We start from the raw sequence: 16,884 nt of genomic DNA, 5'->3' as shown, positions 1-16,884 counted from the left end.
GGCCTCATTAGGCATTGGTTCGGTATATCGAAGGGGGCGCATGATGTCCGCACGCACCGGGGTCGACGAACCGACGGCCCCGGCCTGGCAAGGGAGGTCTGCAAGGTGAGTTCACCTGTGCGGCATTACGTGGGAGGCGGGTTCGACGCGTCGGGCGATCCGCTCCCGCTCATCGATCCGGTGGACGGGCGGACGGTCGGCGAGGTCCCCTCGGCCCCCGCCGAGCTGGTGGACCGTGCGGTGCGCGCCGCCCGCGAGGCGCTGCGCGGGCCCTGGGGGTCCTGGAGCGCGGCCGACCGGTCGAAGGTGCTGCACCGCATCGCCGACGGGATCGAGGCCCGGTTCGAGGAGTTCGTCACCGCCGAGTGCGCCGACACCGGGAAGCCGCGCGAGCTGGCCGAGACCGTGGACATCCCGCGCGCCATCGCCAACTTCCGCTCTTACGCCGACCTTTCGGCCGGTCGTAGCGAGCAGTCCTGGCACACCGAGACCCCCGACGGGCGTGGCGCGCTCAACTACACCGTGCGCAAGCCGCTCGGTGTGGTGGCGGTGGTCTCGCCGTGGAACCTTCCTCTCCTGCTGCTGACCTGGAAGGTCGCCCCCGCTCTGGCGATGGGCAACACCGTGGTCGCCAAACCGTCCGAGCTGACTCCGACGACCGCCTGTCTGCTGGCCGAGGTGGCCGCCGAGGCCGGGCTGCCGGCCGGCGTGTTCAACCTGGTCCACGGCGCCGGCCCGGGCGCGGCCGGCCAGTGGCTCACCGAGCACCCCGGGGTGGACGCCGTCGCCTTCACCGGGGCCTCCGGAACCGGCCGTACGATCATGGGTGCGGCGGCGGCTCGCCTGGCGCCCGTCTCCTTCGAACTGGGCGGCAAGAACGCCGGGTTGGTGTTCGCCGACGCGGATCTGGAGCAGGCCGTCGCGGGGACGGTCCGGTCCGCCTTCACCCACAGCGGCCAGGTCTGTCTGTGCACCGAGAGGCTGTACGTCGAGCGGCCGGTCTTCGAGGAGTTCGCCGGCCGGCTCGCCGAGGAGGCCCGCGAGCTCGGCGGATACGGGCCGATGGTGTCCGCCGCCCACCGGGACAAGGTGCTGGGCCATCTGGGCGCGGCCGCCGCCGACGGCGAGGTCCTGGCGGGCGGCGGTGTGCCGCGCTTCGGGGACGCCCGGGACGGCGGCTTCTGGGTCGAGCCCACCGTGCTGGCCGGGCTCCCCGAGGACCACCCGGCCGTCCGGGAGGAGATCTTCGGGCCGGTGGTCCATCTGGCCCCGTTCGACACCGAGGCCGAGGCCCTGGCCCTGGCCAACGCCGGCCCCTACGGTCTGGCCGCCACCGTGTGGACGGGCGACCTCGCCCGGGCCCACCGGGTCGCCCCCGCCCTCGACGTCGGGATCGCCTGGGTGAACACCTGGAACCTGCGGGACCTGCGGACCCCGTTCGGCGGGGTCAAGGCCTCCGGGATCGGGCGCGAGGGCGGCCACCACTCCCTCGACTTCTTCTCCGAGCCGATGAACGTGTGCGTGAAACTGTGACCGCTCCCACCACCGACCCCACCGTGCCGACCGACCCCGCCGTGCCGACCGACCCGGACGTGCCGACCCACCCCGCCGTGCCGGACCGCCCCGCGGCCGTCGCGGAGCACGTCCGGCAGGCCGCCGCCCGACTCGACGAGGCCCGCCGCACCGGGATCCCCTGCGCCCCGGTCCGGGACCTCCTCCCCGCCGGGGACCTGGACACGGCCTACGCCGTCCAGGCGCTGCTGACCGAGCGCCGGCTCGCCGAGGGCCGTCGTCCCACCGGCTGGAAGATCGGGCTGACCTCCCCCGCCGTCCAGGCCCAACTCGGTGTGGACACACCTGACTTCGGTGCCCTCTTCGATGACACGGCGGTGCCCGACGGCGCCGACCTGCCCTGGGGTTCGGTGCTCCAGCCCAAGGCCGAGGCCGAGATCGCCCTGGTCCTGGAACGCGATCTGGACCACGAGCGGCACACCGTCGCCGACCTCCTCCGGGCGACCGCGTTCGCGCTGCCCGCCATCGAGATCGTCGGCAGCCGCATCCGTGACTGGGACATCACCGCCGTGGACACCGTCGCCGACAACGCCTCCAGCGGCGCCTACGTCCTGGGCACCCGGCCCGTGGCACTGCGGGACCTCGATCTGCGCACCGCCGGCATGGTCCTGGAGCGGCGCGGCGAACCGGTCTCCACCGGTGCGGGCGCCGCCTGCCTGGGGCATCCGCTGCACGCCGCGATCTGGCTCGCCGACACGCTGGTGCGCCTGGGCCGTCCGCTGAGGGCGGGGGACACCGTCCTCACCGGGGCGCTCGGACCCATGACCGAGGTGGCCCCCGGCGATGTGCTCGAAGCCCGGATCGACGGCCTCGGCACGGTCCGCGCGGCCTTCGGACCCGCCACGCCGACAGGAGAGGACCGATGAGCGGAGATCGCGCCGACACGCTCGCCGGGCGGCTGGACGACGCCGCCCGCACCGCCCGGACGATCCCCGGCGGCACCACCGGGCTCGGCGGCACCGAGGAGGCCTACGCCGTCCAACGGGCCCTGGTCGCCAGGATGGTGGCGCGCGGGGAGCGGGTCACCGGGTTCAAGCTCGGGTTCACCAGCCTCGCCAAGATGCGGCAGATGGGCGTCGGCGACCTGATCCACGGCCGGCTCACCGACCGGATGCGGATCGCCGACGGAGGCCGCTTCGACCTCTCGGGGCTCATCCACCCGCGGGTGGAACCCGAGATCGCGTTCCTGCTCGGCGACACCCTGGGGCCGGACGGCGATCCGGCGGCCGCGGTCGCGGCCGTGGCGCCCGCCCTGGAGGTCATCGACTCCCGCTACGACGGGTTCGCGTTCTCGCTGCCCGAGGTGATCGCGGACAACACCTCGGCCGCCGGGTACGCGATCGGCCCCTGGAGCGCCCCGGCCGGTCCGGCCGGTCCGGCCGACGCCCTGGCCAACCTGGGGGTGATCCTGGAGATCGACGGACGGCCCCGGCAGACCGGGTCCACCGCGGCGATCCTGGGACACCCGCTGCGGGCCCTGGCCGCGGCCGCCCGGCTGGCCGGACCGCTGCCCGCCGGCACCGTGATCCTCGCGGGCGCCGCCACCGCCGCCGTACCGCTGCCGCCCGGAGCCCATGTCCGCGCGACGGTCGCCTCCCTCGGCAGCGTACGGTTCGACACCGCCCCGGCACGGCCGGGGGCCACGGCACCGACACCCCCGGCGCCGACACCCGCCGGCCCGGGGCCGGACGGCCGCACGCCCGGGGGGCCCCGGTGATCGTCCCCGGCGCCGCCGAGCCCCGCGGCCGCTTCCCGCACCTGCGCCGGGCCGGGGACTTCGTCCATGTCTCCGGCACCAGCTCACGCCGACCCGACGGCACGTTCGCCGGCGCGTCGGCCGACCGGATGGGCGTCACCGACCTCGACATCCGCACCCAGACCCGGGCCGTCCTCGACACGATCGACAGCCTGCTCGGCGCGGTCGGCGGAAGCCTCGCCGACCTGGTGTCCGTCACCACCTACCTGGTCAGCATGAACGACTTCGGCGGCTACAACGAGGTCTACGCCGAGTACTTCGACGAGACCGGACCCACCCGCACCACCGTCGCCGTCCACCAACTCCCGCACCCCCACCTGCTGATCGAGATCAGCGCGGTGGCCCACCTCCCGCAACCCCCCGCGCCGGACCACGACCCCCGGCCGCCGCGGGAACCGCACCACGCACCAGAGCAGGAGCAGCACCCATGACCATGCGCCCCTTCAACCTCCACGCCTGGATCGAGGAGCACCGCCACCTCCTCAAGCCCCCGGTGGGCAACGTCCAGATCTGGCAGGACGCCGACCTGATGGTGACGATCGTGGGCGGCCCCAACCGCCGCACCGACTTCCACGACGACCCGATCGAGGAGTTCTTCTACCAGCTCAAGGGCGACATGGTGCTGCGGGTGATGGACGAGGAGGGGAAGCGGCCGAGGGACGTCCACATCCGCGAGGGCGACGTCTTCCTGCTGCCGCCGCACGTACGCCACTCCCCGCAGCGCCCCGAGGAGGACAGCATCGGCATGGTCGTCGAGTTCGCCCGCCCGCAGGGCAGCCGCGACGCCTTCGAGTGGTACTGCACGCACTGCCACCACCTGGTGCACCGCAGCGAGGTCCAGCTGACCTCCATCGTCGACGACCTCCCGCCGGTGTTCGAGGCCTTCTACGCCGACGAGACCGCCCGCACCTGCGGACACTGCGGGGCCGTCCACCCCGGCAGGGAGTGGCCCGAGGAACTGCGCCCTCGGACCGCCCGGGACGGAGCGGACGCATGACCGTCGTCGACACCCACGCACACGTCTTCCCCGAGATCACCCGCACCGAGTCCCGGCTGCTCACCGGATCCGAGGACGGCCCCTGGCTGCGCACCACCGACGGACCCGGCAGCGGGATGATGATGGCCGGCGACCGCGAGTACCGGCCGGTGAACCGCACCCTGTGGGACCCCGCCGAACGGGTAGCCGACCTGGACCGGCTCGGAGTCGACGTCCAGGTGCTGTCCAGCACCCCCCTGATGTTCGGCTACGGCCTCCCCGCCGACCGGGCCACCGACTGGTGCCGCACCGTCAACTCCCGCATTCTGGAATACAGTTCGCACGCCCCCGACCGGCTGGCCCCGCTCTGCCAGGTGCCGCTCCAGGACACCGGCGCGGCCTGCGCCCTGCTCTCCGAGGCGATGCGCCAGGGCTTTCGCGGCGTGCACATCGGCAACCACCTCGGCGACCGGGACCTGGACCACGGCGCACTGCTGGAGTTCCTCACCCACTGCGCCGAGGAGGACGCCGCCGTCCTGGTCCACCCCTGGGACCTGCCCACCGGGCCCCGCTTCTCCCGCTACATGCTCGCCTGGCTGGCCGGCATGGCCGCCGAGACCCATCTGACGATCCTGTCCCTGATCCTCTCGGGCGCCTTCGAACGGCTGCCCGCCTCGCTGCGCCTGCTGTTCGCCCACGGCGGCGGCAGCTTCCCCTACCTGCTGGGCCGCGCCGACAACGCCTGGCACCGGCGCGACCTGGTGCGCGCCGACAGCCCGCGGCCCCCCTCCTCGTACACCAGCCGGTTCTCCGTGGACTCGGCCGTCTTCGACCCGGGCGCGCTGCGGCTGCTCGTCGACGTGATGGGCGCCGACCGGGTGCTGCTGGGCTCCGACCACCCCTTCCCGCTGGGCGAGGAGGAGATCGGCCGGCTGGTGGGGGAGAGCACCCTCACCGGCCGGGAGAAGGAGGCCGTCCTCGGCGGCAACGCCGTCCGCTTCTTCGGACTCCACGACCTGGTGAAGGAGACCGTGCGATGAAGGCCGCCGTCATCGGTTCCGGCAACATAGGCACCGACCTCCTCATCAAGATCATCCGCGGTTCGGGGGCCGTCACCCCCGCCGCCATGATCGGCATCGACCCCGACTCCCCGGGACTGGCCCGCGCCCGCCGCCTCTCCGTCCCCACCAGCGCCGACGGGGTCCGCGGCCTGATCGCCCTGGACGGCTTCGCCGACATCGACGTCGTCTTCGACGCCACCTCGGCCGCCGCCCACCACGCGAACGCGGCCGCCCTGGCACCGTACGGAAAGACCCTGATCGACCTGACCCCGGCCGCCATCGGCCCCTACGTCGTCCCGCCCGTCAACCTCGACGAACACCTCGACGCCGACGCCCGCAACCTCAACATGGTCACCTGCGGCGGCCAGGCCACCATCCCCGTCGTCGCCGCCGTGTCCCGGGTCACCCCCGTCCACTACGCCGAGATCGTCGCCTCCATCGCCTCCCGCTCCGCCGGACCCGGCACCCGCGCCAACATCGACGAGTTCACCCACACCACCGCCCGCGCCCTGGAACAGGTCGGCGGCGCCACCCGCGGCAAGGCCATCATCGTCCTCAACCCGGCCGAGCCCCCGCTCCTGATGCGCGACACCGTGCACTGCGTCACCGACGACTGCGACACCGACCGGCTCACCGAGTCCATCCGGGCCATGACCGAGTCCGTCGCCGCGTACGTCCCCGGCTACCGCCTCAAGCAGCCGCCCCAGTACCGCCGCCTCACCGCCGACGACCCCCTGGCGGGCCTCGCCCGCCCGGCCGGCGGCGAACGGCTCCTGGTCTCCGTCTACCTCGAAGTCGAAGGCGCCGCCCACCACCTCCCCGCCTACGCGGGCAACCTCGACATCATGACCTCCGCCGCGCTGCGCACCGCCGAGCGCCTGGCCGAACGGACCCCGGCCCGATGACCCGCGTCTACGTCCAGGACGTCACCCTGCGCGACGGCATGCACGCCGTCTCCCACCGCTACACCCTCGACCAGGTCCGCTCCATCGCCGCCGCACTCGACGCCGCCGGGGTCGACGCCGTCGAAGTCGCCCACGGCGACGGCCTGTCCGGCTCCTCCGTCACCTACGGCCCCGGCGCCCACACCGACTGGGAATGGCTGGAGGCGGCCGCCGAGGTCCTGCACCGGGCCCGCCTCACCACCCTGCTGCTGCCCGGCATCGGCACCGCCGAGGACCTCCGCCGGGCCCACGCCCTCGGCGTCACCTCGATCCGCATCGCCACCCACTGCACCGAGGCCGACGTCTCCGCCCAGCACATCGCCCTGGCCAGGGAACTCGGCATGGACGTCTCCGGCTTCCTGATGATGTCCCACCTCGCCGAACCCTCCCGGCTCGCCGAACAGGCCCGGCTCATGGAGTCCTACGGCGCCCACTGCGTCTACGTCACCGACTCCGGCGGCCGCCTCACCATGGACGGGGTCCGCGACCGGGTCCGCGCCTACCGCGACCTCCTCGACCCGGCCACCGAGATCGGCATCCACGCCCACCACAACCTCGGCCTCGGCGTCGCCAACAGCATCGTCGCCGTCGAGGCCGGCGCCCACCGGGTGGACGCCTCCCTCGCCGGACAGGGAGCCGGCGCCGGCAACGCCCCGCTGGAACCCGTCATCGCGGTCCTCGACCTGATGGGCCTCGACCACGGATGCGACCTCTTCCCCCTGATGGACGCCGCCGAAACCCTGGTGCGCCCCACCCAGGACCGGCCCGTCCGCGTCGACCGCGAAACGCTCACCCTCGGCTACGCCGGCGTGTACTCCAGCTTCCTCCGCCACGCCGAGACCACCGCGGCCCGCCACGGCCTGGACACCCGCGACCTGCTCGTCGAGGCCGGCCGCCGCCGGCTCGTCGGCGGCCAGGAGGACCTGCTCACCGACATCGCCCTCGACCTCGGCGCGGCCCCCGCCGCCAGGTCCGACGCCCCGGCCGACAGCACCGACAGCACCGACAGCACCGACAGCACCGCCCCTTCGTGTACCGAGGAAGTACCCGCATGCTGAACCAGCGCGCCGCCGACCTGGACTCCGCCGACCCGCTCGCCCGCCTCCGCGAACGCTTCATCCTCCCCAAGGGCGTCGTCTACCTCGACGGGAACTCCCTCGGCGCCCTCCCGGCCGCCGTCCCGGCCGCCATCGAGGACGCCGTCCACCGCCAGTGGGGCACCGACCTCATCCGCTCCTGGAACGCCAACGGCTGGTGGGAGGCCCCCCTGCGCACCGGGGACGCCATCGGCCGGCTCGTCGGCGCGGCCCCCGGCCAGGTCATCGCCGGGGACTCCACCAGCGTCCAGCTCTTCAACACCCTCCTCGCCGCCGCCCGACTGCGCCCCGGCCGGCCGCTGCTCCTCACCGACCCGGACCACTTCCCCACGGACCAGTACATCGCCGACTCCGTCGCCCGCCTGCTCGGCCTCGAAGTCCGCCGGGTCCCGGCCCGCGAGGCCGCCGCCGTCCTCGCCGCCGAGGGCGACCGGGTTGCCGTGGCCGCCTACGCCCCCGTCGACTACCGCACCGGCGAGCTGTACGACATGGCCGCGCTCACCGCGGCGGCCCACTCCGCCGGGGCCCTCGCCCACTGGGACCTCTGCCACGCCGCCGGAGCCCTGCCGATCCGGCTCGACGCGATCGGCGCCGACTTCGCCGTGGGCTGCGGATACAAGTACCTCTCCGGCGGCCCCGGCGCCCCCGCCTTCGCCTATCTCGCCCACCGCCACCAGCCGCAGGTCGACCAGCCCGTCACCGGCTGGCACGGACACGCCGAACCCTTCGCCATGTCCGGCACCTACACCCCCGCCCCCGGAGTCACCCGTGCCCGCATCGGCACCCCGCCGCTGCTCTCGCTGATCGCCCTGGAAGCGGCCCTCACCGCCTACGACGGCGTGCACATGGAAGAGGTCCGCACCAAGAGCCTCTCCCTCACCGGGTTCTTCCAGGAATGCGCCGACCGGCTCCTCGACGGCCTCGGCTTCGAGATGGCCACCCCGCGGGACCCCGCCCGCCGCGGCAGCCAGGTCGCCCTGCGCCACCCGGAGGCGTACCCGCTGATCTCCGCCCTGACCGCCCGCGGGGTCATCGGCGACATGCGGGCCCCCGACCTGCTCCGCTTCGGGTTCAACGCCCTCTACCTCCGGCACACCGACGTCCTGCACGCCGTCGAGGAGCTGAGGGACATCGCCACCACGGGAGCCCACCTGGCCCCCGAGCACCAGCAGCGCCCCACCGTCACCTGACGGCCCCGACGGGATCCCCGAGCCGGCCCGACCCCCGGGCCGGCACCCCGTCACACCCCGGAACACCCACACCCGACGCACCTCCCCCCACCGCCGAGACCTCCGAGGACTCCCATGCGAACCCTGCGCACCAGAGCGGTACTGGCCACGGCCGTGGCCGCGGCCACCGCCGCCACCCTGCTCGTGCCCGGCGCCACCGGCGCGACCGCCACCGCCCCGACCGCCGCCGACGCCACCAAGGCCGCCGGAGCCGCCGACCCGAACATCCCCGACGTCTGCGAGGACCGCCGCCCCGGTCCCGCCGATCCCGGCGCGTACGGCATGCAGCTCGACGGAACCTTCCGCCACCCCGCCCTCACCCCCGTCGACGAGGAGCACGAGCACTCCTTCCCGGGCCGCAACAAGGACTACGACACCCGCTCCTACATCAGGAACATGAAGGTCGAAGCCGCCTACGAGGGCGCGGACTTCACCCCCGACCACTTCCACACCTGGCAGAACATCGTCGACTTCGACGGCCGCCGCTACCTCTTCCAGTACGACCGCTCCGAGGGCCGGGTCTACGACATCACCGACGTGAAGAAGGTCCGGGTCGTCGAGAAGATGAGCCGGTCCGACGTCGGCGGCGACGAGAGCCGGGCGAACGGCAGCTGGGCCGCCCACGACTACTGGGGCGCCTCCACCATCCAGTGGAACAAGAAGCTCCGCGCCTACGTCATGGTGCAGAGCTTCGAGGACAAGCGGCAGATCTCCGAACTCACCGACGAGCCCGGGCACGACAAGTACGGCAACCCGGAAGGCGTCCGCAAGCTCCGCGAGAAGCCCGGTCTGAAGGGGTTCAAGGTCTTCCGGCTGGACGGCCCCCGGAAGAAGGACTGGAAGCTGCTCGCCACGGTGTCCACCGACGCCACCCAGAAGGACCCGCTGGCCTCCGACCCCGGCAAGGCCCAGCAGGGCTCCGGCTCGCTGGACGTGCCGTACTGGAGCGGCGACCGCTACATGTTCATCGCCACGGCCCCCGACGACACCTACTCCGGGACCGAGTACCCCACCAACCTCCACTCGGCCGGCTACCAGTCCTGGGACATGTCCGACCCGGCCCGCCCCAAGCTCCTCGACACCTGGCACCTGCCCGGCCAGCGCACCGGCGAGGACGCCGCCTACCGGGCCAACCCCCGCTGCGGCAACCGCACCAGCTGGATGGGCGCCCGGATGCCGCTGTTCCTCCCCAAGCCGGTGGAGCAGGGCGGCCGCTACGCCTTCGCCGCCATGGGCGGCTACGGCCTCACCGTCCTCGACGTCTCCGACCCCGCCGACCTGCGGACCGTCGGCCACCTCGACCTCCCGCCGTCCGTGGCCGGCACCGAGGGCGACAACATCGACGTCTCGCAGTACGAGAAGACCGGACTGATCTACTACTCCGGCTACCCCCTCACCGAGGACTGCTACGAGCCGTACAAGGACGTCTACCAGATCGACGCCAAGGACCCGAGGAACCCCCGGATCGTCGGCACCCTGCCCCGCCCCACCCCGCCCGCGGCCGCCGGCATCCGCGACTACTGCCAGCGCCGCGGCAGCTTCGGCCCCAAGCGCACCGGCTACTACACCAACCCCGGCCGGCACGACGCCGGAGTCCTCGGCTACGGCTTCTACAACGCGGGCGTCCAGTTCTTCGACGTCTCCGACCCGGCCCGGCCCGAGATCGACGCCTACTTCGTCCCCAAGGCCTACGGCAAGGACACCCCCGACTACGCCTACGGCAACCAGACCCACGGGGTCTACGTGGAATGGGACCGCAACATCGCCTGGGTGCTGACCAACCACGGCATCTACGCCCTGTCCTCGCCCAAGGTCCTCGGCAAGCCGCACCTCACCCGGCCCGAGAAGCCGTTCCGCAACAGCGAGTTCTGAGCACCGCCCCGCCCGCAGGGCACCGCTCCACCCGCAGGGCCCCGCCCCCGCCCGCGGGGCCCTGCCTCCCCCCGCTCGCCGCACCCGCACAGAAGGACGTCCCCGCCATGGCTGCTCCGGACAGACCCGCCCCCGCCCAGGACCCCGCCGCCCCCGCCGACCCCTCCGCCGGGGCAGCTCCGGCCGGGGGACTGGTCCGCTCCCTCACCCACCGCCAGACCACCATGATCGGCCTGGGCTCGGCCCTCGGCACCGGCCTCTTCCTCGGCTCCGGCTCCGCGATGGGCGCCGCCGGGCCCGCCGCGATCGTCTCGTACGCCATCGGGGCCGTGCTCGTCGCGATCATCGCCGTGCTGCTGGGCGAGATGTCCGCGGCCCACCCGGTCCAGGGCTCCTTCGGGGTCATCGCGCACAAGTACCTCGGACCCTGGGCCGGGTTCCTCACCCGCTGGACGTACTGGTTCAGCGCGGTCGTCGTGATCGGCACCGAGGTGGTCGCCTCCGCGCTCTACATCCGCTGGTGGTGGCCCGGGGTCCCGATGACGGCGGCGATCCTGGCGGTGGCGGCGGTGGTGCTCGCGGTCAACACCATCAACGTCAAGTCCTTCGGGACCACCGAGTTCTGGCTCTCCACCATCAAGGTGACCGCGCTCTGCGTGTTCATCCTCTGCGCCGCCTTCCTCGTCCTCTTCGGCCTCCCCGACAGCGAGGCCACCGGCTTCGCGCACCTCACCGACGACGGCGGGTTCATGCCGCACGGCGCCAAGTCCATCTGGATCGCCATGTCCGTGGTCATGTTCGCCTACGCCGGCTTCGAGGTCGTCGCCATCGCCTCCGCCGAGGCCGCCGACCCGCAGCGCACCATCCGTACCGCGATGCGGCAACTCGCCTGGCGGCTCAGCGTGTTCTACGTGCTCGCGATCACCCTGGTGATGGCCCTGATCCCCTGGAAGACCCTCGCAGCCGGGGACGGCAGCGTCGAGGCGAGCCCGTTCGTCCGGGTCTTCTCCGAGATCGGGGTCCCGGCCGCCGCGACCCTGACCAACCTGGTGGTGCTGATCGCCGCCGTCTCCGCCGCCAACGCCCACCTGTACGGGGCCTCCCGGCTCCTGCACTCGCTTGGCGACGACCGTCTGGCCCCCGCCCCGTTGGCCAGACTGACCTCCCGGGGAGTGCCCGCCAACGCCCTGGCGGCCTCCACCCTCGGCATCGCCGTGGCCGCGCTCCTCGCCTTCTACGACGTCGGCGGGATCTTCGGGATCCTGATGTCCATCGCCCTCTTCGCGGTGCTGCTGGTCTGGCTGCTGATCCTCGCCTCCTACATCGCCTTCCGCCGCCACCGGGACGCGAACCCGGCCGGGTTCACCGGGTTCACCGTCCCCGGCGGGCCGGTGCTCGCACTGGTCGCGGGGGCCGGGGTGCTCGCCGTCGCCGCCACCGCGATCGAGGTCCCGGACATGCGGCAGGCGGCGGGCGTCGGCCTCGCCTTCACGGCCTTCCTGCTGGCCGCGTACGCCCTGATAGCGCGGCGCCGGAAGAGCGCCTGAGCGGCGGGGACTACGGCCCGAGGGCCCCGGGACCCCCGTCCCGGGGCCCTCGGATGACCGGGCGGGCGGCCCGCCCCGTCAGAAGGTGAAGGGGGTGCGGTTGCCGAACGGGCCGGTGCCGGTGCCGGGGTAGAGCCACAGCGGGCCGTCCCCGGCCCGTTCCCCGGCGAGCAGGTCGGGCAGTCCGTCGCCGGTGATGTCGCCGGTTCCGACGAGGTGGGTGAAGGTGTGCCAGCCGCCGCCCATGGCGACCCGTGTCCCGAAGGCCCCGCCGCCGGTGCCCGGGTAGCGCCACAGCTGTCCGCCGGCGTCCACGGCGAGGAGGTCGGGTCTGCCGTCCCCGGTGATGTCGCCCGGCCCGACCAGCCGACCGAACCCGCCCCAGTCGGTGCCCATGGACACCCGGGTGCCGAAGCCCCCGCCGCCGGTGCCCGGGTACCGCCACATCCGGCCCCCGGCCTCCACGGCGAGCAGGTCGGGCAGTCCGTCGCCGGTGATGTCGCCGGTTCCGACGAGGTGGGTGAAGGTGTGCCAGCCGCCGCCCATGGCGACCCGTGTCCCGAAGGCCCCGCCGCCGGTGCCCGGGTAGCGCCACAGCTGTCCGCCGGCGTCCACGGCGAGGAGGTCGGGTCTGCCGTCCCCGGTGATGTCTCCCGGCCCGACCAGCCGGACGAAGGCGTCCCAGCCGCCGCCCAGACCGGCCGCGGGGGAGAAGCGCCCCCCGCCGGCGCCGGAGTGGCGCCACAGCTCGCCGTCGGCCCCGGTGGCGAGGAGGTCGGGGCGGCCGTCCCCGGTCAGGTCCCCGGTGCCGGTGAGGGCGGCCAGCGGTCCGGTGAAACGTGGCCAAGGAGTGCGGTAGACCACCCGGTTGGGCTGGTTCTCGTTGAGGTACCAGAGGTCCCCGCGCCGCGGGTCGTAGGCCAGGTTCTGGAGGTGCACCGAAGCGCGCTTCCACAGCTGGACCGGCTGGCCGGGCAGGGCCCGGTAGACACAGCTGTTCACGGATTCGACGTCCGGCCCGCCCGGAACCCACTCCACGTACTCGGGACAGGGCGCCGAGATCAGATGGACCCCCTCGTGCACGGCGACGCCCTGGGCCCCGACGATCGGCGAGGACCAGGCCTCCGTCGCCCGGACCACGCTGCCGGTGCCCTCGGAGGTCCTCCGCAGCAGCCCGTCCGCCGGGTCGAGGGGCCAGCGGACGATCTTCCCTCCGTTGCCGACGAAGCCCTGGTTCGCCCGGGAGGTGACCTCGGTGGTGACGATCGCCGGTGCGGAACCACCGAGGTCCAGCGAGGCGCCCGCGTTGCAGGGGTTCGGCGACGGGTTCTCCAGATGGGTGCCGCAGCCGGACGGGTTCCGGTAGGAGAAGGAGCCGACGGCGGGCAGCACATGGCCGAAGCCCTCGGCGGAGAAGGCGCCCGAGGGGCCCTTGCCCATCCCGGTGCCCGAGGCGTCGACCTTCCAGATGTGGTCCAGGTCGAAGAGGTGGAAGCCGCCGCCGAACCCCACGTAGAGGCGGTTCCGGTACCAGACGATGTCGTCGCCGTGCCCGGCCAGTGCCGAGAAGCTGCCGCCGGAGGGGACGACGAGGAGGACGTGGACGTAGCGGACCCGGGCCGGGTCGGTGGTGTCGGCGAAGCTCACCCGGATCCGGGTGTTGCCCGACTTGTACCAGCTGGCGGCGAGCACCCGGCGGCCGTCGACCGGAGCGTAGGGGGTCGCGTTCGTGGTGATGCCCTGCGGGGTCCAGGTGCCGGTCGTGGTGTCCTGGGCGTCCCAGCAGAATCCGGTGGCACCGGACTGGTACACCCCGTCGTCGGCCCGCTTGGCGGCCTCCGGGCAGGTGGCCGGGCGGCCGTCCCGGTCGGCCGAGTCCAGGACGGCGGCCAGGGACACGGGGGAGAGCCGGACCGGGTCGGCCTGTTCGAGTGCCGCGGTGGCCGCGGCGGCCGTGTCGTCGTAGTGCAGGCGGTAGCCGCCGGGATCCTGCGGCGCGAGCGGTGCGGCGACCGTGGACCCGTCCGGTACGGAGGGGGCCGCGGCAGCCGCCGGCCCGGCGACGGCCTGGACGGCGCCCGCCACCAGGGCGAGCGCGAGCAGCACCCCCGGCACCCCCCGAGCCCCCCGGCGTCCCGTTCCCCTGTCGGTGACGCGCATGACGCCTCGACCCCCCTGTCCCCTGTGTCGCCGACCGGTCGCGTGGCGGAAGAGCGCCCTGACCGGGATTGATCCACACCCTATGCACCTCCCGCCCCGCCGCCGCGGCCGACTCCCGCCGCTGTCCCCGTCCCCGCCGTGTCGTGTTGATTCGTCCCCGATGGTGTGGCTTCGTTCGCTTCGGGGGATTCGCCACCGCCGCCGGTCGACCGCGCAGGAGGAACACATGGCCCAATTGCTGAGGGTCCAGAACTTCAACGTCTCCAGCGACGGCATCGGCGCCGGCGCGGACCAGACCCTGGAGCGGCCGTTCGGCCATGTGGACCCCGCGAGGCTGTTCGCCTGGGCCGGGGCCACGGCGAGCTGGCCCATGCGCACCGAACCAGGCGGCAGCCGGGGCCTGGACGACTACCTCACCCGGGACTATCCCCGGAACATCGGCGCCGAGATCATGGGCCGCAACAAGTTCGGCCCCCAGCGCGGACCCTGGCAGGACCACGAGTGGCAGGGCTGGTGGGGAGAGGAACCCCCCTTCCACACCCCGGTGTTCGTCCTGACCCACCACCGGCGGCCCTCGCTGACCCTCTCCGACACCACGTTCCACTTCGTCGACGGCGATCCCGCCACGGTCCTCGAACAGGCCCGGCAGGCGGCCCGGGGCAAGGACGTCCGGCTCGGCGGCGGGGCCACCACCATCCGCGAGTTCCTCGACGCCGACCTCGTCGACACCCTGCACGTGGCCGTCTCACCGGTGGAACTCGGATCCGGCGTCAGGCTCTGGGAGTCCTCCGACGAACTGCTCGACCGCTTCCACCGGGACGTCGTCCCCAGCCCGAGCGGGGTGACACACCACCTGTTCTGGCGCAAATGACCAGCCGGTCAACGGGACGTGACGGTGGGCGTGACGGCGGCGGGTTGATACCACGGTGAGACTCCGCGGCGGCGTCCCCCGGCTAGCGTCGGAACGACCGCGGGGGCCCCGGCGGCGCACCTCCCGCCCGGCCACCACCTGCCCGAAAGGACCCGCAATGAAGCTCGTCCGATGGCTGTCGACCACCGCCACCGCCCTCCTCGCCGCGACCGCGCTGCTCACCGTGCCCGCCTCCGCCAGCGGCACCGCGAGCGGCGGCGCGAGCACCCCCGCGACCGCCGCCGCGGGCAGCTCCGCACCGGCCGCCGCGCTGGTTCCCACCGGCCCCAAGTACTTCCTGGGCACCGGCTACGGCCCGTACAACATCGCCGTCGACGCCGCCTGGAACACCGCCTACGCGGCCGCCGCCAACGAGGGCTACCAGACCTCGCGCTGCGCCCGCTCGGCCGGCCCCGCCGCGAATCCGATCGGCGGCAACGGCTACTACCAGGTCCTCGTCGAGATCTACTGTCAGGCGCCGCCCCCGCCCGGATCCGGCCAGATCACCGGCGTGCACTCCGGCAAGTGCGTGGACGTCAAGGGCGCCAGCCTCAAGGACGGCGCCCCGATCCAGCTCTACCAGTGCAACGGCACCGACGCCCAGGCCTGGCGCCTGGAGAGCGACGGCACCGTCCGCGCCCTCGGCCGCTGCATGGACGTCCAGTACGCCAAGACCGAGAACGGCTCCCACATCGGGCTCAACACCTGCCACCAGGGCCTGAACCAGAAGTGGGAGCTGCTCCCGGACGGCCTGCTGCGCAGCGTGCACTCCGGGAAGTGCCTGGACGCCCTGGGCTGGGCCACCGGCAACGGCACACGCCTCGGCATCTGGGACTGCGCCCCGGCCCACACCAACCAGCAGTGGCGCGGCGCCCCCCTGGGCAGCTGACCTCCGCTGACACGCCCGTCCGAGCCGGCCCCCCGGCCCGCATGCGCGGGGGGAACCGGGGCAGGAGGCCCCCACACTGGAACGATCTTGGGGGGTGCGGGCGATGGGCACACCGGTGCAGGGGCCCGGAACGGCCGGCGTCGGCGGACGGGCGCGGGTCCGGTTCCGGATCCGGGTGAGAGACCTGCTGTTGGCGGTCGGACTGCCGTCGATCCTGCTGGGCGGGCTGGCCCTGGGGCTGCGGACGCTCGCCTCGACCCGGACCTCGGCCGCCCTCTGGCCGGTGACGGCGCTGGTCCTGGTCACCCTGGGGCTGGGCGCGGCGGTACTGGCGGGCGGCCGCGACCGGCCGCGCCGCGGTTCCTCCTCACCCGACGCGGCGGCCGTCTGGCCCGCCGAAGCCGAACCGCCGGCCGTCACGGTCCCAATCGACGGTCCGCCCCCGGCCGCCCCGACGCCGGAAGTCCCGGTGGAGTACGGGGCGTTGGATCCGGAGGAGTTCGAGCACGCCATCGCCGCCCTCTGCGTCCGGGACGGCTGCACCTCACTGGAGGTCTCGGGCGGGGCCGGAGATCTGGGCGCGGACGTGGTGGCGACCACTCGGGAGGGGGAGCGGGTGGTGGTCCAGTGCAAGCGCTACCACCCGGACCGGCGGGTCGGCTCGCAGGACCTCCAGCGTTTCGGCGGCACCTGCTTCACCGTCCACGGTGCGACCGTGGCGGTGCTGGTCACCACCAGCGGGTTCACCGGGCCGGCCCTGGAGTACGCCCGGCAGTGCGGGATCATCTGCCTGGACGGGGAGGCGCTCGCCGCCTGGAGCGGCCAGCAGGCCCCGCCGCCCTGGACAACCCCCCGCCCCTGAACCGGGGCA

General features: G+C 73.6%; 15 protein-coding genes. 14 read left to right on the top strand and 1 reads right to left on the bottom strand.

The genetic code is table 11. The features are described from left to right. Positions 1 to 117: 117 nt before the first annotated feature. From ACZ50K_RS18915 to ACZ50K_RS18865, 11 genes are all read left to right on the top strand, one after another. A complete protein-coding gene (locus tag ACZ50K_RS18915; protein ID WP_468904190.1) occupies positions 118 to 1,533 on the top strand; it encodes a 2-hydroxymuconic semialdehyde dehydrogenase in 1,416 nt (471 codons plus the stop codon). A gap of 59 nt (positions 1,534 to 1,592) precedes the next feature. Further along, entirely contained in the window at positions 1,593 to 2,438 is an 846-nt protein-coding gene (locus ACZ50K_RS18910) for a 2-keto-4-pentenoate hydratase (protein WP_468904711.1), read from the top strand. Further along, positions 2,435 to 3,289: a 2-keto-4-pentenoate hydratase gene (locus tag ACZ50K_RS18905; RefSeq protein ID WP_468904188.1), complete on the top strand. Its 855-nt coding sequence runs from the start codon at positions 2,435 to 2,437 to the stop codon at positions 3,287 to 3,289. The genes ACZ50K_RS18910 and ACZ50K_RS18905 overlap by 4 nt, the downstream gene beginning before the upstream one ends. Beyond that, complete coding sequence (locus tag ACZ50K_RS18900; protein ID WP_468904185.1) at positions 3,286 to 3,759, top strand: RidA family protein; 474 nt, start codon at positions 3,286 to 3,288, stop codon at positions 3,757 to 3,759. The genes ACZ50K_RS18905 and ACZ50K_RS18900 overlap by 4 nt, the downstream gene beginning before the upstream one ends. Next, on the top strand, positions 3,756 to 4,325 hold the full coding sequence (locus ACZ50K_RS18895; RefSeq protein ID WP_468904183.1) for a 3-hydroxyanthranilate 3,4-dioxygenase: 570 nt from the start codon (positions 3,756 to 3,758) through the stop codon (positions 4,323 to 4,325). Before ACZ50K_RS18900 ends, ACZ50K_RS18895 begins: the two co-directional genes overlap by 4 nt. Further along, positions 4,322 to 5,344, top strand: coding sequence for an amidohydrolase family protein (locus tag ACZ50K_RS18890; protein ID WP_468904182.1), 1,023 nt, complete (start codon positions 4,322 to 4,324; stop codon positions 5,342 to 5,344). Before ACZ50K_RS18895 ends, ACZ50K_RS18890 begins: the two co-directional genes overlap by 4 nt. After that, positions 5,341 to 6,270 carry an acetaldehyde dehydrogenase (acetylating) gene (locus tag ACZ50K_RS18885; protein WP_468904180.1) on the top strand — a complete coding sequence of 310 codons (930 nt, stop codon included), beginning with the start codon at positions 5,341 to 5,343 and terminating at the stop codon, positions 6,268 to 6,270. The genes ACZ50K_RS18890 and ACZ50K_RS18885 overlap by 4 nt, the downstream gene beginning before the upstream one ends. Then, the gene (gene dmpG / locus ACZ50K_RS18880; RefSeq protein ID WP_468904178.1) at positions 6,267 to 7,367 is read left to right on the top strand and encodes a 4-hydroxy-2-oxovalerate aldolase; all 1,101 of its coding nucleotides are present in this window, start codon (positions 6,267 to 6,269) and stop codon (positions 7,365 to 7,367) included. Before ACZ50K_RS18885 ends, dmpG begins: the two co-directional genes overlap by 4 nt. Next, a complete protein-coding gene (kynU, locus tag ACZ50K_RS18875; RefSeq protein ID WP_468904176.1) occupies positions 7,361 to 8,596 on the top strand; it encodes a kynureninase in 1,236 nt (411 codons plus the stop codon). The genes dmpG and kynU overlap by 7 nt, the downstream gene beginning before the upstream one ends. A gap of 114 nt (positions 8,597 to 8,710) precedes the next feature. Then, positions 8,711 to 10,507: an LVIVD repeat-containing protein gene (locus tag ACZ50K_RS18870; RefSeq protein ID WP_468904173.1), complete on the top strand. Its 1,797-nt coding sequence runs from the start codon at positions 8,711 to 8,713 to the stop codon at positions 10,505 to 10,507. Positions 10,508 to 10,614: 107 nt separating this feature from the next. After that, positions 10,615 to 12,054 carry an amino acid permease gene (locus ACZ50K_RS18865; protein WP_468904171.1) on the top strand — a complete coding sequence of 480 codons (1,440 nt, stop codon included), beginning with the start codon at positions 10,615 to 10,617 and terminating at the stop codon, positions 12,052 to 12,054. A gap of 78 nt (positions 12,055 to 12,132) precedes the next feature. On the opposite strand, the gene ACZ50K_RS18860 is transcribed toward ACZ50K_RS18865, so the two are convergent. Next, complete coding sequence (locus ACZ50K_RS18860) at positions 12,133 to 14,160, bottom strand: FG-GAP repeat domain-containing protein (RefSeq protein ID WP_468904169.1); 2,028 nt, start codon at positions 14,158 to 14,160, stop codon at positions 12,133 to 12,135. A gap of 280 nt (positions 14,161 to 14,440) precedes the next feature. Between ACZ50K_RS18860 and ACZ50K_RS18855 the strand changes: the two genes are divergently transcribed. The 3 genes from ACZ50K_RS18855 to ACZ50K_RS18845 all read left to right on the top strand — a co-directional run bounded on the left by ACZ50K_RS18855 (position 14,441) and on the right by ACZ50K_RS18845 (position 16,875). Further along, positions 14,441 to 15,085, top strand: a complete 645-nt coding sequence (locus tag ACZ50K_RS18855; RefSeq protein ID WP_468904167.1) for a dihydrofolate reductase family protein — start codon at positions 14,441 to 14,443, stop codon at positions 15,083 to 15,085. A gap of 157 nt (positions 15,086 to 15,242) precedes the next feature. Then, a complete protein-coding gene (locus tag ACZ50K_RS18850) occupies positions 15,243 to 16,013 on the top strand; it encodes a ricin-type beta-trefoil lectin domain protein (protein WP_468904165.1) in 771 nt (256 codons plus the stop codon). Between the two features lie 103 nt (positions 16,014 to 16,116). Next, positions 16,117 to 16,875: a restriction endonuclease gene (locus tag ACZ50K_RS18845; RefSeq protein ID WP_468904163.1), complete on the top strand. Its 759-nt coding sequence runs from the start codon at positions 16,117 to 16,119 to the stop codon at positions 16,873 to 16,875. Positions 16,876 to 16,884 lie beyond the last annotated feature (9 nt).

The organism is Streptomyces sp. NPDC033845 (assembly GCF_055576225.1).
The sequence above is the reverse complement of the archived record's forward strand: the minus strand, read 5'-3'. Positions and strand labels throughout refer to the sequence as shown.

Bases quoted from the DNA above. Each gene is read 5' to 3' on its own strand.
- ACZ50K_RS18855 (WP_468904167.1), top strand. From the start codon at position 14,441: ATGGCCCAATTGCTGAGGGTCCAGAACTTCAACGTCTCCAGCGACGGC.
- ACZ50K_RS18870 (WP_468904173.1), top strand. From the start codon at position 8,711: ATGCGAACCCTGCGCACCAGAGCGGTACTGGCCACGGCCGTGGCCGCG.
- ACZ50K_RS18905 (WP_468904188.1), top strand. From the start codon at position 2,435: ATGAGCGGAGATCGCGCCGACACGCTCGCCGGGCGGCTGGACGACGCC.
- dmpG (WP_468904178.1), top strand. From the start codon at position 6,267: ATGACCCGCGTCTACGTCCAGGACGTCACCCTGCGCGACGGCATGCAC.
- ACZ50K_RS18850 (WP_468904165.1), top strand. From the start codon at position 15,243: ATGAAGCTCGTCCGATGGCTGTCGACCACCGCCACCGCCCTCCTCGCC.
- ACZ50K_RS18885 (WP_468904180.1), top strand. From the start codon at position 5,341: ATGAAGGCCGCCGTCATCGGTTCCGGCAACATAGGCACCGACCTCCTC.
- kynU (WP_468904176.1), top strand. From the start codon at position 7,361: ATGCTGAACCAGCGCGCCGCCGACCTGGACTCCGCCGACCCGCTCGCC.
- ACZ50K_RS18895 (WP_468904183.1), top strand. From the start codon at position 3,756: ATGACCATGCGCCCCTTCAACCTCCACGCCTGGATCGAGGAGCACCGC.
- ACZ50K_RS18845 (WP_468904163.1), top strand. From the start codon at position 16,117: ATGGGCACACCGGTGCAGGGGCCCGGAACGGCCGGCGTCGGCGGACGG.
- ACZ50K_RS18890 (WP_468904182.1), top strand. From the start codon at position 4,322: ATGACCGTCGTCGACACCCACGCACACGTCTTCCCCGAGATCACCCGC.
- ACZ50K_RS18865 (WP_468904171.1), top strand. From the start codon at position 10,615: ATGGCTGCTCCGGACAGACCCGCCCCCGCCCAGGACCCCGCCGCCCCC.